We start from the raw sequence: 16,703 nt of genomic DNA, 5'->3' as shown, positions 1-16,703 counted from the left end.
GCCTGATCACGCGTCGGGCGACGCGTCGTCGCGCCGCTCCGGGGCGGTCGGCGTGACCTGCCTCACGCACTGTCACAACCACCGCTCGCCCGGTGTCTTGAGGTCGAACCCCTGCAACGGAGGAGAGACCATGACCGGGAACATCGATGTCGTCGTGATCGGCGGCGGATACGCCGGCGTCATGGCGGCCAATCGCCTGACGCAGCGTGACGACGTGACGGTGACTCTGATCAACCCGCGCCCGACCTTCGTCGAGCGGATCCGCCTGCACGAACTGGTGGGCGGTTCCGACGACGCGGTCGTCGACTTCCGGGAGGTCCTGGCCGAGCGCGTCCGGCTGGTGGTCGACACCGCGACCCGCGTCGACGCCGCCGGGCGCTGCGTGACGTTGGCGGCCGGCGGCACGGTCCGCTACGACTACCTGGTCTACGCGGTGGGCAGCGGCAGCGCCGACCCGAGGGTGCCCGGAGCAGCCGAGTTCGCCCGTCCGATCGCCAGCCTGGAGGAGGCACAGCGGCTGCGGCAGGTCGTCGACGCCACCCCGGCGACGGCCGCGTTGACGGTCGTCGGGGCCGGGCCGACCGGCATCGAGACCGCCGCCGAACTGGCGGAGGGGGGCCGCACCGTCACCCTGGTCTGCGGCGAGGTACTTGGTCCGTACCTGCATCCCCGGGGCCGACGCTCGGTTGCCAGGCGGCTCGCCGAGCTCGGCGTGACCGTGATCGAAGGTCCCGACGCGCAGGTGACGGCGGTGACCCGCGATGCCGTGCGACTCGGTGACGGCCGCGAGCTGCCGAGCCGGGTGACCATCTGGACGGCGGGGTTCGGCGTGCCGGATCTGGCCGCCCGCAGCGGGCTGCGTACCGACGCGCTGGGCCGGCTGCTCACGGACGAGACGCTGACGAGCGTGGACGACGTGCGCATCGTCGCGGCCGGCGACTCGGCGGCACCGTCGGGCCTGCCGTTCCGGATGAGCTGCCAGGCTGCGGTCCAGCTGGGCCCGCAGGCCGCCGAGACGGTGCTGCGCCGGATCGCGGGCGTGCCGCCGGCGCCCGTCCAGGTCGGGTTCGCCGGCCAGTGCATCAGCCTGGGGCGTCACGCCGGCGTCTTCCAGTTCGCCCGCCGGGACGACACCGCCACCGGGCTGCACCTCGGCGGTCGCCTGGGCGCGTGGCTCAAGGAGTTGGTGGTGCGGAACATCGTCACGCAGTTGGCGCACGAGGCGCGCAAGCCCGGTTCGCGCACCCTGCGGCTCAGGGACGACAAGCGCCAGCAGCTGTTGCGGGCCAGGCGCGGCGAGGCGCCGGCCACCGCCGACCGGGCAGCCTAGCCGGGACCGGACGTAAGAGAGGGGTCGAGACATGAGCGACCACGCCACCGATCCGGCGACCGAGACGTTCGTCGCCCACCGTAACCTGCTCTTCACCGTCGCCTACGAGCTGCTCGGATCGGCGGCCGACGCCGAGGACGTCCTCCAGGAGACCTGGCTGCGGTGGATCAGGGTCGACCTGGGACAGGTGCGTGACGAGCGCGCCTACCTGGTGCGGATCACGACCCGGCAGGCGCTCAACCGGCTGCGCGCGATGCGACGCCGCAAGGAGGCGTATGTCGGCCCCTGGTTGCCCGAGCCGCTGCTCACCGCGCCGGACGTGGCCGAGGACGTCGAACTCGCCGAGAGCGTGTCGATGGCGTTGATGCTCGTCCTGGAGACGCTGTCGCCGACCGAGCGCGCCGTGTTCGTGCTGCACGAGGCCTTCGATGTCAGCTACGACGAGATCGCGGCCGCCGTCGACAAGAGCCCGGCGGCCGTCCGCCAGATCGCCCACCGTGCCCGTCAGCACGTCGATGCCCGCCGCCCTCGCGAGGTGGTCTCGCCGAGGGTGACCCGGGCGGTTCTGGAGTCGTTCCAGCGCGCGGTCGAAACCAGGGATCTGCGGGGTCTCCTCGACGTGCTCGCACCGGAGGTCGTCCTGGTCAGCGACGGCGGCGGCGTCAAGCACGCCGCGCTCCGGCCGATCGTCGGCGCCGAGAAGGTGGTCCGCTTCATCGCCGGTGGTCTCGGTCGGACCGAGGGTGTGGTCACCTCCGGTCCCACCACGGCCAACGGCAGCCCGGCACTCGTCGTACGCCTGGACGGTGAGGTCGACGGCGTCATGGCGATCCGGGTCGAGGACGGCCGCATCACCGGCCTCTACTACGTCCGTAACCCGGAGAAGCTGACCCGCGTCGAACGCGAGACCCCACTCACCCGGCGATGAACACCGGCGGCGGGGCACGTCACCGGCGGACCGCCTCGGCGTAGACCTGGAGCGTACGGGCCGCCGCCGCCTCCCAGGAGTGGTGGTCGAGCACGTAGCGGCGGGCCCGGTCGCCCAGCGCCGGATCGTCGTCGCCCAGCGCCTGACGCACCGCGGCGGCCAGGTCGGCGGGTTCCACCGTCGCGGTGCGCAGGCAGGCGCCCTCGGCGCTGCCGACCACGGCCTCGTCGAAACCGGGCCCGACGACGGTCCGGGCCCGCAGCGCCATCGCCTCCAGGGCGACGAAGCCGAACGGCTCGTACGACGACGGGAACGCGCAGGCGTCGGCCGCCACCAGGTGGTCACGAAGCTCGGCCGTGTCCAGGTACCGCCCGAGCAGGTGTACCCGCCCGTCCAGTCCCAGCTGCGTCACCCGCTCGCGTAGCCGCTGGTCGTGGGCGACGTCCGGCCAGCCGGTGCCGGCCATCACGACGCTGACGTCGACACCGTCGTCCCGCATCCGCCGGACCGCCTCGACCAGCTCGGTCACCCCCTTGTGCGGGGCGTACCGGCCGGCGAACACGACCAGCCGCCGGCCCTCCGGGATGCCGTACGACGAGCGGACCTTGTCCCGGACGACCGCGCGTTCGGCGTCGTCCGGGCAGTCCATCCGCCAGGCCTTCCCGGCGCCGTGCGAGACCACCACCACGTCGGGGCGGCCGGCCAGGTGCGGTACGGCGGACACGGTGTCCGACGACGGGACCACGACCAACCGGGCCCGCCCGCTCAGTGCCCGGTTGAGCAGCCGGCCGAGCGCGGCGATCGGACCCCGGCTGCCGTCTCCGTGGAAGGTCTCGGCGGAGTGCACGTGGTAGCACACCGGCATCCGGAACAGCAGTGCGCACACCAGCCCGGCCGGCGCGCACATCCAGTCGTGCACCGCGACCAGGTCGACCTTCCCCCGGGTGCGCAGCCGCCGGGCGTACCGGACCCCGGCGAGGTTCAGCCGGGCGACCGCGATCAGCATGGCGAGCCGCGATCGTGGCAGGGGAGCGCGCGACCACGGCAGGGTGGCGGGGACGCGACGGACGGTCGCCCCGCCGTACCGCGACAGCCGTGGCAGCTCGCGGTGCCGGGACGAGCCCACCAGGTGGACGTCGGCGTCCTCGGGCCGTACCGCGCCGAGCAGCCCCTCCAGGTAGGTGCCGATCCCGCCGAACGGATCGGGTGGTGAGCCGGTGGACACCATGACGATTCTCATTCCGACCTGCCTCGACGTGACTCACTGAGCGACCTGTCCGGCAATCTAGGATCGATCATCATCGTTCCGTCACCGTGTCGGCACCGCCATCGTCGACCGTCGTCCCGCCCGAGTGGGGTGTCCGCTCCGCGCCCCGGCCCCGTCGGGCCGGCCGTGCGCGCCGCGCCTGCCGGTCCGCTCGTCGTGGTGACGCGGTGGTGACGGGCTGATCGCCGCGGCATTTAGCTTCATCGATGTCTATCGGGGTGTGGCCGACGGTCGCGCTCCGGGCGACAGGAAGCGGTGGTCAGACGTGGAGGTACTGGTGGAGCGGGGAGCCGGGCCATGACTCCCGACACCCGGCGGGGCGGGGACCCGGCCGTGGGCCCCGCAGGGAAGCGGTGGCGGCGCTGGCTGTGGCGGTTGCTCACGGTCGCGTTCGTCCTGGTCTTCACGGCTGCGGTCGGGCGGGCGCTGGTCGGCCAGGACTGGTCGGTGGTGGGCGTCCTGCTCCGCCAGCAGGACCGCACGTGGATCGGCCTGCTGCTCGCCGGCGCCCTGCTGGCGGCGATGCTCGGCCCGCTGCTGGCGATGCTCTCCTGGCGGGCTGTCCTGCTGGAACTCGGCCCGCCGGTCAGCCTGACGGCGGTCGTACGGGTCTTCTTCGTCGGGTTCTTCGTCAAGTACGTCCCCGGCAAGGTGCCGGGCGTGGTCGCCACGGTCAGGGTCGCCGCCGCGAACGGCGTGACGATGACGCGGACGCTGGTGACGGGGACGCTCGGCATGCTCCTGGTGAACCTGACCGGCCTGACCGTCGGACTGCTCACCGGCCCGCAGGTGCTGGGCGGCCGGGCGGTGTGGCTGGCGCTGGCAGCCGCGCCGTTGCTGGTGGCGATGGGCTGGCCGGACGTGCTCGGCCGCGCCGCCCGGATGGCGTTGCGGTTGCTGCGCCGGCCCGCCCCGGCCCGGTCGGTCTCCGGTCGGGCGGTCCGGGTGGCGGTCGGCTGGCAGACCCTGTCCTGGCTGGTCAGCGGGGTGCACCTGTGGCTGTTGGCGGTGGTGATGGGTGCCGACGCCGGTGCCGCCCTGCCGCTGTGTGTCGGGGCGTTCGGGCTGGCGTCGGCGGTCGGTGTGCTGGCGGTCGTGGTGCCCGACGGCCTGGGGGTGCGGGAGGCGGTGCTCACCGGGGCGTTGGCGTTGCTGCTGCCGGTGCCCTCGGCGGTGGCGGTCGCGGTGGCCAGCCGGCTGGTCACCACCGTCGGTGAGGTGGCGGTCGGCGGCGTGGCCCTGGCCGTGGTGGAGGTCGTCCGCCGGAGATCGTCCGTAGTGGATGCGTCAGTGATGAGGGAGATGAGCGGACATGTCCAGGTTGATCGGTCTTGAGGAGTGCGAACAACTGACCGTCCGGGAGGTGCACGACCTCTACCGGCGGTACGTCAGCAGGTCGCAGGTGTCGCTGATGACGACCTTCGGCTTCGGGCGGGAGTTGGTGGACCGGGCCGAGGGCGCCTGGGTGTACATGCGGGACGGCAGCCGGGTGCTGGATCTCTCCGGCGGGGTGGGGGTGCTCAACCACGGCCACAACCACCCCCGCATCCTCGCCGCGCGGACCCGGTTCGCCGGGCAGCGGCGGATGGAGGTGCACAAGGCGTTCTTCTCCCCGTACCTGGCGGCGTTGAGTCACAACGTGGCCGAGTTGCTGCCGGGGGACCTGAACATCTCGTACTTCCCGAACTCCGGGGCGGAGGCGAACGAGGGCGCCATCAAGATGGCGTACAAGTACCACGAGGGGCGGCGGCAGACGATCCTGCGGGCCGACATCAGCTTCCACGGCAAGACCCTCGGCGCGGGCAGCCTGACCGGGTCGGCCGAGAACCACTTCCGGTTCCCGGGGCTGCCCAACGCGCAGGTGTACCCGTACGGGGACGTCGAGGCGGTGCGGGCGGCGGTGGAGGCCACCCGTGGACCGGACGGCCGCTGCGACGTGTACGCGCTGATGGTGGAGCCGTACTCGGCGTCGAGTCTGCGCTGCTGGTCGGAGTCGGCGTTGCGGGAGCTGCGGCGGCTCTGCGACGACGAGGACATCGTGCTGATCTTCGACGAGGTGTACACCGGGTGGGGCAAGACCGGCAGCCTGTTCTACTTCATGCGCCACGACGGGTTGCTGCCGGACATCCTGGTCTACTCGAAGTCCCTCGGCGGCGGGAAGGCGTCGATCTCCGGGTACACCGCCCGGGAACGGCTGTTCCGCAAGGCGTACGACCGCCTGTCCGACGTGATCCTGCACAGCACCACCTACTACGGGTTCGGTGAGGAGACCGCGACCGCGATCGAGGCGGTCAACGTGGTGGTGGAGGAGGACTTCCCGGGCCGGGCCCGCCGGATCCAGGAGACCCTCGCCGCCGGCCTGGAGCGGATCCACCGGGCGCACCCGGACGCGGTGGACCGGGTCGCCGGGGTCGGATCGCTGCACGGGGTGTTCCTGAGCAGCGGGCCGAAGCTGCTGGACCTGGCCGGCCGGCTGATGCCCGGCTTCAGCCGGGATCCCCGGTTCGGCACCAAGCTGATCACCCTGTCGGTCATCGCGCACCTCTACCGCGAACACCGGATCATGACCTACTACAGCCCCAACGTGGAGAACCCGCTCATGGTGGCGCCCACCCTGATGGTGGAGCCGGCCGACCTGGAGTACTTCCTGACGGCGCTGGACGCCACCCTCGCCCTGGGACTGCGCCGGCTGCTCACCGCCTTCGTCAAGGAGAAGGTGAGCGCGACGTGGTAGGCGACGGGCGGGTCGTGGTGACTGGCGCGAGCGGCATGCTCGGCGGGTTCGTCGTCCGCCGGCTGCGCGCCGACGGCGTACCGGTGCACGCCGTGGACCTGCGTGCCCCCACCGAGGCGGGCGTCGACGCCACCGTGGCCGACGTCCGCGACCGGGACGCGATGACCGGGGCGTGCGCCGGCGCGGCGGCGGTGGTGCACTGCGCCGCCGCGCTGCCGAGCTACGCCCCCGCCGAGATCCACTCGGTCATCGTGGACGGCACCCGGACCGTGCTGACCGCCGCCCGGGACGCCGGCGTCCCCCGCGTGGTGCACATCTCCACCACCGCCGTGTACGGGCTGCCCACCCTCGTGCCCACCCCCGAGGAGCACCCCCGGCAGCCGGTCGACACCTACGGACGCGCCAAGGCCGCCGCCGAGCAGGTCGCCGAGGAGTTCCGGGAGCGCGGACTCTGCGTGCCGGTGCTCCGCCCGAAGACCTTCCTCGGACCGGGCCGGATGGGCCTGTTCGCCATGCTGTTCGAATGGGCCGACGAGGGCCGGCACTTTCCCGTCCTCGGCCGGGGCGACGTCCGCATCCAGATGTGCGCGGTGGAGGACCTCGCCGAATGCGTGCTCACCACCCTGCGCGCCGACCCCGCCGACGCCAACGACACCTTCAACGTCGCCGCCGAACAGTTCGGCACGTTCCGTGACGACGTCCAGGCCGTCCTCGACGCCGCCGGCCACGGACGGCGGGTCGTGTCGATCCCGGCCCGGCCCGCCCTGCTCACCCTGCGGACGCTGCGCCGCGCCAGGCTCTCCCCGGTCTACGACCGGCTCCTGCACAAGCTGCTCGCCGACTCGTACGTCAGCACGGACAAGGTCCGGCGACGGCTCGGCTTCACCCCCCGCCACTCCAACTCCGACGCCCTCCTGCGCACGTTCCGGTGGTGGCAGGCCCAGCGGTCCCGAGGCGGGAACCAGCAGACCGGGCGTACCAGCCGCGAACCGTGGTCGCAGGGCGCGCTCCGTGTCGCGAAGGTCCTCTTCTGATGAACACAGTCGTCCGCGCCGACCCGGCGGTCCGGACCGGCGGACCGCCGGCCACCCGCGCCCGCCGCGTCGGCGCCACGCTCGGCGCCCTGGTCCAGCTGGCCCGCCCCGGCCACTGGCCGAAGAACGTCCTGGTCGTCTCGGTGCCCCTGCTCGACCCGCAGTCCTGGAACCGGACCGCGTCGGCCGACCTGGGCGGGGCGGTCGTCGCGTTCACCCTCACCTCCGCCCTCGTCTACGTCCTCAACGACCTCGTCGACCGGCGACGCGACGCCCGGAACCCGGACCGCTGGCACCGCCCACTCGCCTCCGGCCGGGTCTCGCCACGTGCCGCGGTGCTGTTCGCCGCCGCCCTCGCACTGCCGCTCGCCGGTGTGCTCGCCCTCCAGACGCCGGCCACCGCCTGGCCCGTCGCCGCGTACCTCCTGCTCAACGTCGCCTACTCCGCCGGGCTCAAGCACGTTCCACTCCTGGACGTCTTCCTCGTCGCCACCGGCTTCGTGCTCCGGCTCGTCTACGGGTACCTCGCCACCGGGGCCGCGATCCCCGGCTGGCTGGTCACCGCCGTCTTCACCCTGTGCCTGCTGCTCGCCCTCGGCAAACGCCGCCAGGAACTGCGCAGCACCGGCGGCGGACACCGGCCCGCCCTGCGCGGCTACACCGTCGCCCTCACCGAACAGCTCATGCAGCTCTCCGCCACCCTCACCGCCGGCAGTTATCTGCTCTACCTGCGCGAGGAGGCGCCCCTGGGCGTCCACGCGTCCGTCGCGGCGGTCCTGTTGACCCCGATGGCCGTCTTCGGGCTGTTCCGCTACCTGCAACTCGTCCTGGTGCACGACGCCGGCATGCGCCCGGTGCGGATCCTCGTCCGCGACCCCGCGCTGGTGGCCAACACCGTCCTGTGGGCCGCCCTGTCCGGTGGTCTCCTGCTCGCCGCGCGGGTGCAGTCGTGACGGCCGGGCGGTCGACCGTGACCACCGACGAGCCGGTGCGGACGGCCGGGGACGCGGACCGCCCCGCGCGGCGGCGGCGACGCCGCACCCGGCTGGTGTTGGGCGCCGCCGCGTCGTGGCTGGTGTTCGTGGCCGCGCACCGGGTCCTGTCCGGCCGGGTCTGGTGGTGGAACCTGCCGGACCTGGCACCGCCGCCGGCCTTCCTCGCTGTCCCGGTCCTGCTGCTCGCCGTGCTGGTGCTGCTCCGACCCGCCCGGAGGGTCGGCGTGGTCCTGGTCGTGGCGGCGCTCGTGCTCGGCTGGCCCTGCGCGGGCGTCAATTTCGCCACCCTGTGGCACCGGCCCGCGCCGGCACCGCCCGACGCGGTCACCGTCTTCTCCTGGAACACCTGGTACTGGGACCAGTTGGTCCGGACCGGACCGGGTGGCGAACCGGTGCGCGACCCCGACCGGTTCTACCGGTACCTGCGGGCGCAGGCCGCCGACGTCTACCTCCTCCAGGAGTACCTCTACGTCGACCGGCAGGACTTCTCGCCGCTGCCGGTGACCGACCCGGACCGGCTACGCCGGGAGTTTCCCGGCTTCCACGTCGCGGTCTCCGGCGAACTGGTGACCCTGTCCCGGTTCCCGATCGTCCTGGAGCGCCCGGTCGACCTGCGCCCCTGGCTGGACCGGCAGTGGCCGGACCTCCCGCCGGCCGGGTCGTCGATGCCCGACTACCACACGGTCAAGACCCTCCGCACCGACCTGCGGGTCGCCGGCCGGGTGCTTTCCTTCTACAACGCCCACCTCCACGTACCGATCACCGGGCTGCCGTCGCGCGGTGGTGGCACCGCCTGGGACGGACTGGCCCGGTACGACCTGCGGGCAGCGGACTACCGGGCCCTGGCCGCCGACCTCGCCGACAACCCTCACCCGGTCCTGCTGGCCGGTGACCTGAACACCTCGCCGGCCATGCGGCTGATCCGTGCGCTCCCGGACCGGCTGGTCGACGCCAGCCGCGCGATCGACTCGCTCTACCCGGTCTCGTGGGCCGGCCACGGGCTGCCGCTCTGGCGGATCGACTGGGTGTTCACCACCACCGACGTCACCGTGCACCGCTACCGGATGGTGCCCCAGGGCGGCCTGTCGGACCACCGTGGACAGCTCGTCGTCGTATCGATCCCATCCTGTCGAGAAAGGACGTCATGTCGATGAACCAGCAGTACGACCTCACCGTCGCGTTGACCTACTACACCCCGTACATGAGTGGGGTGACCCACACCGCCAAGACCGTCGCCGAGGGGATGGCGGCGCGCGGCTGGCGGGTGGCGGTGGTGACCAGCCAGCACGACCGGTCCACCCCGCGCCGCGAGACCGTCAACGGGGTGGACGTCTACCGGGCCCCCGTACTCGGCCAGATCACCCGGGCGCAGATCAGCCCGGCGTACCCGCTGCTGGCGGGACAGCTGGCCCGCCGGTCCTCGCTGCTCCACCTCAACCTGCCGATGGCGGAGGGCTCGGTCGTGGCCCGGCTCGCCGGGCGTACCCCGATCGTGAGCATGCTGCACATCGACCTGTACCTGCCGCCCGGCCGGCTCAACCGGATCGCGGTCGCCGCCTCCGACGTCACCTCCCGGTCGGCGCTGCGCCGTTCCGCGGCGGTCCTGGCGTACAGCGACGACCAGGCCCACCACTCGAAGTTCTGGCCGTTGATGCGGGAGAAGATCTACCGGCCGATCCCGTCCCCGTGCCTGGACCGCCGGGGCGGCCAGCCGCGCTACCGCCGCACCGGCGGGCTGCACGTGGGGTTCCTGGGCCGGATCGTGGAGGACAAGGGGATTCCCTACCTCGTCCGGGCCTTCCGCCGGATCGCCGACCCCGACGCCCGGTTGCTGATCGGCGGGAACTACCAGACCGTGATGGGCGGGGCCAACCTGGACGACATCCGGGCGGAGATCGGCGCGGACAGCCGCGTCCAGGTGCTCGGGGAACTGCGCGGATCGGAGATCGACGACTTCTACGCCTCGATCGACGTGTTCGCGCTGCCGTCGGTGGCCGAGTCGTTCGGCATCGTGCAGGCCGAGGCGATGATGTGCGGCGTGCCGTCGGTGACCACCGACCTGCCCGGCGGACGGTATCCCGTCCTGGCGACCCAGTTCGGCCGGGTGGTGCCGCTCCGGGACCCGGAGGCACTGCACCAGGCGATCCGGGAGCTGGCCGACGCGCCCGAGGACTGGCGGGAGACCAAGGCCCGCGAGGCACGGAAGCTGTTCGGGGTCGAGCGGAGCCTGAACGAGCACGAGGAGGTGTTCACGCTGGTGCGGGACCGGACCGCCCGGCGGCTACGGTGACCGGCTGACCGGGCTGCTGACCGGCGCGGCGCAGGACGTCGGCCAGCAGCCACGCGACCGACCTCGGGCCGTACCTGGCCGCGTGTTCGGCGGCCGCGACCAGGTTCGGGCGTTCCGCGTCGAGCCAGTCCACCGCTGCGGCGTGGTCGCCGAACCTGGCCGTGGGTGCCGGGTGCTCCAGGTCGGTCAGCCCCGGCAGGTGCGGGTGCAGGATCCGGGTGGCCGCCCGTGCGTGGTCGAGGTACCAGTGCAGCAGCGCCTCCACGGCCGCGGTCCGCGTCGTCTGGTCGTCCTCGGCCTCGGCGCGCTGCCTCATGTACAGGCGGAGCAGGTCGTGCGTGGCGTACCGGCCCGGTCCGCTCGGTCCGACGAGATGGTCGGCCGCGAGCCGACCGACCGCGAGGGCCGCCTGCTCCCGGTCCAGGCCGGTCAGCGCCGGCACGGCGTCCACCGCGATGTCCGGGCCCGGGGCGAGCCCGAGGAGTCGGAACACCCGACGGGTGCCGATCGGAAGTTGCTCGTACGAGGCGTCGAAGACCGACCGCACAGCCTGGTGGTCGTCCACGACGCGCAGGACGGCGAGCCGGTCGCCCCGGTGCAACTCGTCGACGTACGCGGCGATGGGGCGGTACGGCTCGCTGTCGAGGTTGGCGGCGGCGATCCGAAGTGCCAACGGCAGCAGCGCGCACGCGTGCGCCAGCCGGGAGGCGTCCTTCCGCTCGTTCGCGACGCGGTGCGGGCCGAGTATCCGCCCGAGGAGTTCCACGGCGTCGTCCTCGCCGAGTGGCTCGACCGTCAGCCGGCGTGCCCCGTGGCTGGCCACCAGGCCGTCCAACCGGTTCCTGCTGGTGACGAGTACGAGGCAGCCGGAACTGCCCGGCAGCAGCGGACGGACCTGCTCGGCGGAACGTGCGTCGTCCAGCACGAGAAGCACGCGCCTGCCCGCCAGCATGGACCGGAAGAGGCGCGCGGCCTCGTCCGGTTGGCCGGGCACGTGGCCGGCCCCGACGCCGAGCGCCCGTAGCATCGTGGTGAGTGCCTCGATCGGCGGCATCGGGGACGTGGGGGAGTAGCCCCGCAGGTTCACGTGGAGCTGTCCGTCGGGGAAGCGCACGGCCACCCGGTGGGCACAGCGGACGGCCAGTGCCGTCTTGCCGACACCGGCGGTACCGGTGATGGCGATGATCGACATGCCGCTGGCCGGTGGCTCGTTCCGGGCGGGCAGGAGAGCGTCGAGCGCGTCGAGTTCGCGGACCCTTCCGGTGAAGTCGACGAGGTCGGCCGGGATCTCCGCCGGACGGGCGACGGGCGCGCCGGCAGCCGGGGCGGTGGTGCGGGCGCGGCCCACAGGGGCGGCCGCAGTGGGGGTCACCACCGCCGGGGCCGGGCCCACCGGCTCGGGTCGCCACCCGACCGGCGGGTCGATCGCGGGGGACCGGCGCAGGATCGCCTGGTGCAGAGTTTGCAGCTCCGGGCTCGGATCGAGGCCCAGCTCGTCGCGGAGCACGCCGAGGTACCGCTGGTAACAGGCGAGCGCGTCCGCCTGCCGTCCGGAGCGGTACAACGCGAGCATCAGGTGATGGGTGAACCGTTCCCGCAGGGGATGGGTGTGGACGAGCGCGGAGAGTTCGACGACGAGCTGCTGATGCCGTCCGGTCGCCAGTTCGTGGCCGAGGCACTCCTCGGTGACCAGCAGACGGCGTTCCTCCAGGAGGGTCGCCGCCGCGGTGACCGCCTCGCCGCCGATTCCGTAGAGAGCCGGTCCGCGCCAGCAGCCGAGCGCGGCGCGTAGCAGCCGTGCCGCCTCCTCGCGGTCGTCGGCACCCGCCGCCTCCCGGGCCGACGACACGTGTCGCTCGAAATCCCGGACATCGAGGCCGTGCCCGGCGAGCTGGAGCAGATACCCGTTGCCCACGGTCCGCAGCGTGTCCTCCGGACGTGTCGTGGCGCTGCGCCACGACCTGCGGAGCCGGGAGACACGATTGCGCACCTGTGTGGCGGCGGTCGTCGGAGGGTTGTCGTCCCACACCGCGTTGATCAGGTATCCCAGGGCGACCGGCTGGTCGGCGTTCAACAACAGCATCGCCAGGATCCGCTGCTCCCGCGCGCCCCGCACCGGCAGGAGCGCGTCATCCGACAGCACCTGCAATGGACCGAGAACGTGGAACCGCATCCGCTCGTCCCCTCCGTGACGGGTGGGTGTGGACGTGCGTCGCAATCGGGACGCACGCTGACCCGTGCTGTGCGCCGCGACCATTCCGGTCGGCCGGTCCGCCGGGTGTTGCATATACGAGTTGGTGAATGTTTCCGGAGCGCCCGCCTGGCGTTTGCCGTTCGTGGGTGCGGTGCGGAATTGCTCCCTTTCGGCCTTCCTGAAACGAGGTGCCGGGCGTCTCGTGTCACTCTCCACCGCCGCCAGCGACCATGACAGGTCGGTGGCCGGACATCGACCGGGCACTTACCGGAAAGCGCGAGGGACGATTGCCCACCGAGGAGCCAGGGGACGTATCGCCGCCGGGGCACCGTGGGTGCGTCGACGGCGCGGCGACCACCCTCGGCGCTCTGGTGCGGGCCTGGCGCGAGCGGGCACTGCTGACCCAGGAGGAGCTTGCCGAGCGCGCCGGTCTCAACGTCCGGACGGTCCGGCGCGTGGAGAGCGGCAGCGTGCGCAGACCGCGGCTGGGATCGGTGCGGTCGCTGGCCGACGCGCTCGGCCTCGGCCGGGCCGAGACGGAAACCCTGGCCGCCGCGGCCACCGGTACGTCGCGGCAGGTGATCGGCGTCCGTGCCGTTCCGCCGTCGTACGACCGCACGGCCAGGTCCGGACCGCCCGGTGCCCCACCGCGCCAGTTGCCCGCCGACGTGGCCGGTTTCACCGGTCGCGAGGAGGCCCTGCGCCGCCTCGACGCTCTCCTGCGGATCGAGCCGGGCGACGGGACGGGGCCGACGACCATCGCGGCGATAGTCGGACCGGCCGGGGTGGGGAAGACCGCGCTGGCGGTGTACTGGGCGCACCGGGCCGCGCACCGATTTCCCGACGGGCAGCTCCACGTCGACCTTCGCGGGTTCGACCCGGGCGAGGCCCTGCGGCCGGCCGAGGCGTTGCGTGGCCTCCTCACCGCCCTCGGCGTCCCGCCCGGTTGCCTGCCGGCCAGTACCGACGAACGGGCCGCCCTCTTCCGCAGCCGGTCGGCCGGCCGGCGCATGCTCGTCCTGCTCGACAACGCCCGCGACGCGGACCAGGTGCGGCCACTGCTCCCCGGCGCTGGGACCTGCGCGGTACTGGTGACCAGCCGCACCCAGCTGTCCGGCCTGATCGCCACGGAGGGCGCACACCCGATCGTGGTCGACGCGCTCACGAGTGCGGAAGCCCGTCAGATGCTGGCCCGCCGCCTCGGGGCGCACCGGACCGCCGCCGAGCCGGAGGCGGTGGCGGAGATCGTCGAGCACTGTGCGCGCCTGCCGTTGGCGCTGGCGGTCGTCGCCGCCCGCGCGGCGCTCCGTCCCGGATTCCCGCTCATCCGGTTCGCCATCGAGTTGCGCGAGACACGCGGCGGCCTGGACGCGCTGTCCGGCGGCGACGCCAGAGCCGACCTGCGCCGGGCCTTCTCCTGGTCCACCCGGGCGCTGAGCCCGTCGGCGGCCAGGCTGTTCCGCCTCCTGGCCACCCACCCCGGTCCCGAGCTCAGCACCGTGGCCGTGGCCAGCCTGGCGGCTCTGCCCCGGGACGAGGTGCGGGTGCCGCTCGCCGAGCTGGCCGACGCGCACCTGGTCGTCGAGCACGCGCCGGACCGGTACACGTGCCACGACCTGCTCCGCGCGCACGCCGCCGAGATCGCGCGGGCGCTCCCGGTCGACCGCTCAGGCGTTCACGAGCGGCCCGTCCTGACGGCTGAGGGCCAGTAGCAGGTTCCGGGCGTGACGCAGTTCCTCGGGATCGTTGCCGCCCTCGTACAGGCCGGCGATGGCCGCGCCGTCCGCGGCGCGGACGATGAGCAACGCCCGTTGGGGGTGCAGCCCGTCGGCGTCGAACGCCTCCCGCCACCGTTGCTTGTCGCGTTGCAGCACCTCGGCGACGCCGGGGACGGTGGCCAGGGTGGCGGCGAGCACGGCCTGCTCGGGGACGGTGGAGTCGTCGAGCAGGTCGTCGAAGGTGGCGTTGACGTAGCCGCGCACCAGGCGTCCGGGTGCGTGGTCGCGGGGGTCCACCGCCGCGTACACGGCGGCGGTGAACTGCTCGGCGAGGTCCTCGGCCAGGGCGAGGAGCAGCTGGTCGCGGGAGCGGAAGTGGTGCAGCAGGCCGCCCTTCGAGATCCCGGCCTGCCGGGCGACCGCGTCCACGCTGGCGCCCGAGCCGTGTGTGCCGACCACCTTCGCGGCGGCGTCCAGCACGACCCTTCGGGTTCTCACCGTGTCGCGTTCCCGACCCTGCACCACAGCCTCCGGCTCGTTGACGCGGCGAGACCGGCTCACCGCTGGGTCGATCCTAGAAGCCGACCATATGGTTTGCACAGCCGACCATGTGGTCGGTAGCGTGGAGGGATGACGTCCACGACGCCCTCCCGGCCGGCCGGTGCCACACCCGATGCAGCCGACCGTCCGGTCCGTGCCGGAGCCCGGCAGTGGGCCGCGTTGGGGGCACTCACCCTGGCGGTGACCCTGTTGGCCGTGGACGGCACCGTGCTGGCACTGGCGATACCGGCCCTGACCGCCGACCTCGGGGCGACCTCCACGGAGGTGCTGTGGATCGGCGACGCCTACTCCTTCGCCCTGGCCGGGCTGCTGATCAGCATGGGAACACTGGCCGACCGGATCGGCCGCAAGCGGCTGCTGCTGATCGGCGTCGCCGGTTTCGGTTCCGCCTCGCTCGTGGCGGCCTTCGCGCCGACCGCCGGCTGGTTGATCGCCGCCCGCATCCTGCTGGGTGTGGCCGGGGCGACGTTGATGCCCTCGACGCTGTCGATCGTGCGCAACGTGTTCACCGACGCGGCCCAGCGCACCCGCGCCATCGCGGTGTGGTCGGCCGGTGCCTCCGGCGGCGCGGCGCTGGGCCCCCTGGTCGGTGGCACCCTGCTGGAGCACTACTGGTGGGGATCGGTCTTCGTGATCAACCTGCCGATCATGCTGGTGGTGCTGATCAGCGTCGCGCTGCTGGTGCCGGAGTCGCGCAACCCCACCGCGGCGCCCTTCGACCTGGTCAGTGCCGTGCTGTCGGTGGCCGCGATCGTGCCGCTGGTGTGGGCGGTCAAGCACACCGCCAAGACCGGTGTCGACCCGGCCGGCCTGCTCGCCGCCGTGCTCAGCGTGGGCGCCGCGCTGGTGTTCGTGCGCCGCCAGCGCACGCTGCGGACGCCCCTGGTGGACGTCACCCTCTTCGCCCGCCCGGCGTTCACCGGCACCATCCTCGTCTCGCTGATCACCATCTTCTTCGCCTTCAGCGGACTGCTCTTCTTCTTCTCGCAGTACCTCCAGTTGGTCCGTGGGCACCCACCCCTACAGGCCGGGCTGCGGGAACTGCCCGCCACCCTGGCGTCCATCGCCGTGGTCGTCGTCGCCGTCCGGCTCATCGCCCGGCTCGGTGTCGGACGTGCCCTGGCCGCGGCGCTGCTGGTGGCCGCGGCGGGGCTGGGCGTACTGGCGATGGTCGAAGGTGCCGCCGGCTACACCGGCCTGGCCGTCGGGCTGGTCCTGGTCGGGCTGGGGATCGGGATGGCGTTCACCGCCTCCACCGACGCGGTCCTGGGCGCGGTGCCCCGGGAACGGGCCGGAGCCGCCTCGGCGATCTCCGAGATGTCCTACGAGCTGGGCGTCGCACTGGGTATCGCCCTGCTGGGAACACTGCACATCGCGCTGTACCGCGCCGGTCTGCCCGACCTGTCCGGCCTGCCCGGCCCCGCCCGCGAGGCGGTCGCCGACTCGCTGGCCGCCGGCACCCGGGCCCTGGCCGGCACCGGCGAGCAGGGCACCCGGATCCTGGACGCCGCCCGCGACGCCTTCGCCCACGGCATGCGGATCACCTCGGTCATCGCCGCGGTCCTGCTGCTGGTGGCCGCGCTGATCGCGTGGAAGGTCATCCCCTCCGACCGCCGCGGCGCGCGTGAGTGAGCCGCCGGATATGGGGTGGC

At 73.0% G+C, this 16,703-nt stretch carries 13 protein-coding genes; 10 read left to right on the top strand and 3 right to left on the bottom strand.

Annotated features, from left to right (window positions below; genetic code table 11):
* Positions 1-130: 130 nt before the first annotated feature.
* Positions 131-1,330 (top strand): NAD(P)/FAD-dependent oxidoreductase, encoded by a 1,200-nt coding sequence (locus IGA62_RS00495; RefSeq protein WP_145817217.1) that lies wholly within the window; start codon positions 131-133, stop codon positions 1,328-1,330.
* Positions 1,331-1,361: 31 nt separating this feature from the next.
* On the top strand, positions 1,362-2,258 hold the full coding sequence (locus tag IGA62_RS00490; protein WP_145817219.1) for an RNA polymerase sigma-70 factor: 897 nt from the start codon (positions 1,362-1,364) through the stop codon (positions 2,256-2,258).
* A 19-nt stretch (positions 2,259-2,277) separates the two neighbouring features.
* On the opposite strand, the gene IGA62_RS00485 is transcribed toward IGA62_RS00490, so the two are convergent.
* Positions 2,278-3,498, bottom strand: coding sequence for a glycosyltransferase family 4 protein (locus IGA62_RS00485; RefSeq protein ID WP_145817221.1), 1,221 nt, complete (start codon positions 3,496-3,498; stop codon positions 2,278-2,280).
* A gap of 324 nt (positions 3,499-3,822) precedes the next feature.
* Here IGA62_RS00485 and IGA62_RS00480 point away from each other — a divergent pair, with 324 nt between their 5' ends.
* From IGA62_RS00480 to IGA62_RS00455, 6 genes are all read left to right on the top strand, one after another.
* The gene (locus tag IGA62_RS00480; RefSeq protein WP_145817223.1) at positions 3,823-4,860 is read left to right on the top strand and encodes a lysylphosphatidylglycerol synthase domain-containing protein; all 1,038 of its coding nucleotides are present in this window, start codon (positions 3,823-3,825) and stop codon (positions 4,858-4,860) included.
* A 76-nt stretch (positions 4,861-4,936) separates the two neighbouring features.
* Entirely contained in the window at positions 4,937-6,259 is a 1,323-nt protein-coding gene (locus IGA62_RS00475; RefSeq protein ID WP_198501236.1) for an aspartate aminotransferase family protein, read from the top strand.
* Positions 6,253-7,293: an NAD-dependent epimerase/dehydratase family protein gene (locus tag IGA62_RS00470; protein WP_280526150.1), complete on the top strand. Its 1,041-nt coding sequence runs from the start codon at positions 6,253-6,255 to the stop codon at positions 7,291-7,293. Before IGA62_RS00475 ends, IGA62_RS00470 begins: the two co-directional genes overlap by 7 nt.
* Positions 7,293-8,246: a UbiA prenyltransferase family protein gene (locus tag IGA62_RS00465; protein ID WP_198501170.1), complete on the top strand. Its 954-nt coding sequence runs from the start codon at positions 7,293-7,295 to the stop codon at positions 8,244-8,246. Before IGA62_RS00470 ends, IGA62_RS00465 begins: the two co-directional genes overlap by 1 nt.
* On the top strand, positions 8,243-9,442 hold the full coding sequence (locus IGA62_RS00460) for an endonuclease/exonuclease/phosphatase family protein (RefSeq protein WP_145817228.1): 1,200 nt from the start codon (positions 8,243-8,245) through the stop codon (positions 9,440-9,442). The genes IGA62_RS00465 and IGA62_RS00460 overlap by 4 nt, the downstream gene beginning before the upstream one ends.
* On the top strand, positions 9,439-10,578 hold the full coding sequence (locus IGA62_RS00455; protein ID WP_145817230.1) for a glycosyltransferase family 4 protein: 1,140 nt from the start codon (positions 9,439-9,441) through the stop codon (positions 10,576-10,578). Before IGA62_RS00460 ends, IGA62_RS00455 begins: the two co-directional genes overlap by 4 nt.
* Here the strand turns inward: IGA62_RS00455 and IGA62_RS00450 are convergent.
* Positions 10,538-12,751: an AfsR/SARP family transcriptional regulator gene (locus tag IGA62_RS00450; RefSeq protein ID WP_186499799.1), complete on the bottom strand. Its 2,214-nt coding sequence runs from the start codon at positions 12,749-12,751 to the stop codon at positions 10,538-10,540. The two genes, IGA62_RS00455 and IGA62_RS00450, sit on opposite strands and share 41 nt — an antisense overlap.
* Positions 12,752-13,143: 392 nt before the next feature.
* Here IGA62_RS00450 and IGA62_RS00445 point away from each other — a divergent pair, with 392 nt between their 5' ends.
* A complete protein-coding gene (locus IGA62_RS00445; RefSeq protein ID WP_232624829.1) occupies positions 13,144-14,484 on the top strand; it encodes a helix-turn-helix domain-containing protein in 1,341 nt (446 codons plus the stop codon).
* On the opposite strand, the gene IGA62_RS00440 is transcribed toward IGA62_RS00445, so the two are convergent.
* Positions 14,440-14,988, bottom strand: coding sequence for a TetR/AcrR family transcriptional regulator (locus IGA62_RS00440; protein ID WP_186499800.1), 549 nt, complete (start codon positions 14,986-14,988; stop codon positions 14,440-14,442). The genes IGA62_RS00445 and IGA62_RS00440 overlap by 45 nt on opposite strands.
* A gap of 132 nt (positions 14,989-15,120) precedes the next feature.
* Between IGA62_RS00440 and IGA62_RS00435 the strand changes: the two genes are divergently transcribed.
* Positions 15,121-16,683: an MFS transporter gene (locus tag IGA62_RS00435; RefSeq protein WP_190289241.1), complete on the top strand. Its 1,563-nt coding sequence runs from the start codon at positions 15,121-15,123 to the stop codon at positions 16,681-16,683.
* Positions 16,684-16,703 lie beyond the last annotated feature (20 nt).

The sequence above is a fragment of the Micromonospora sagamiensis genome, assembly GCF_014680085.1.
Lineage (GTDB): Bacteria > Actinomycetota > Actinomycetes > Mycobacteriales > Micromonosporaceae > Micromonospora > Micromonospora inyonensis.
This window is presented reverse-complemented; position numbering and strand designations above follow the sequence as displayed.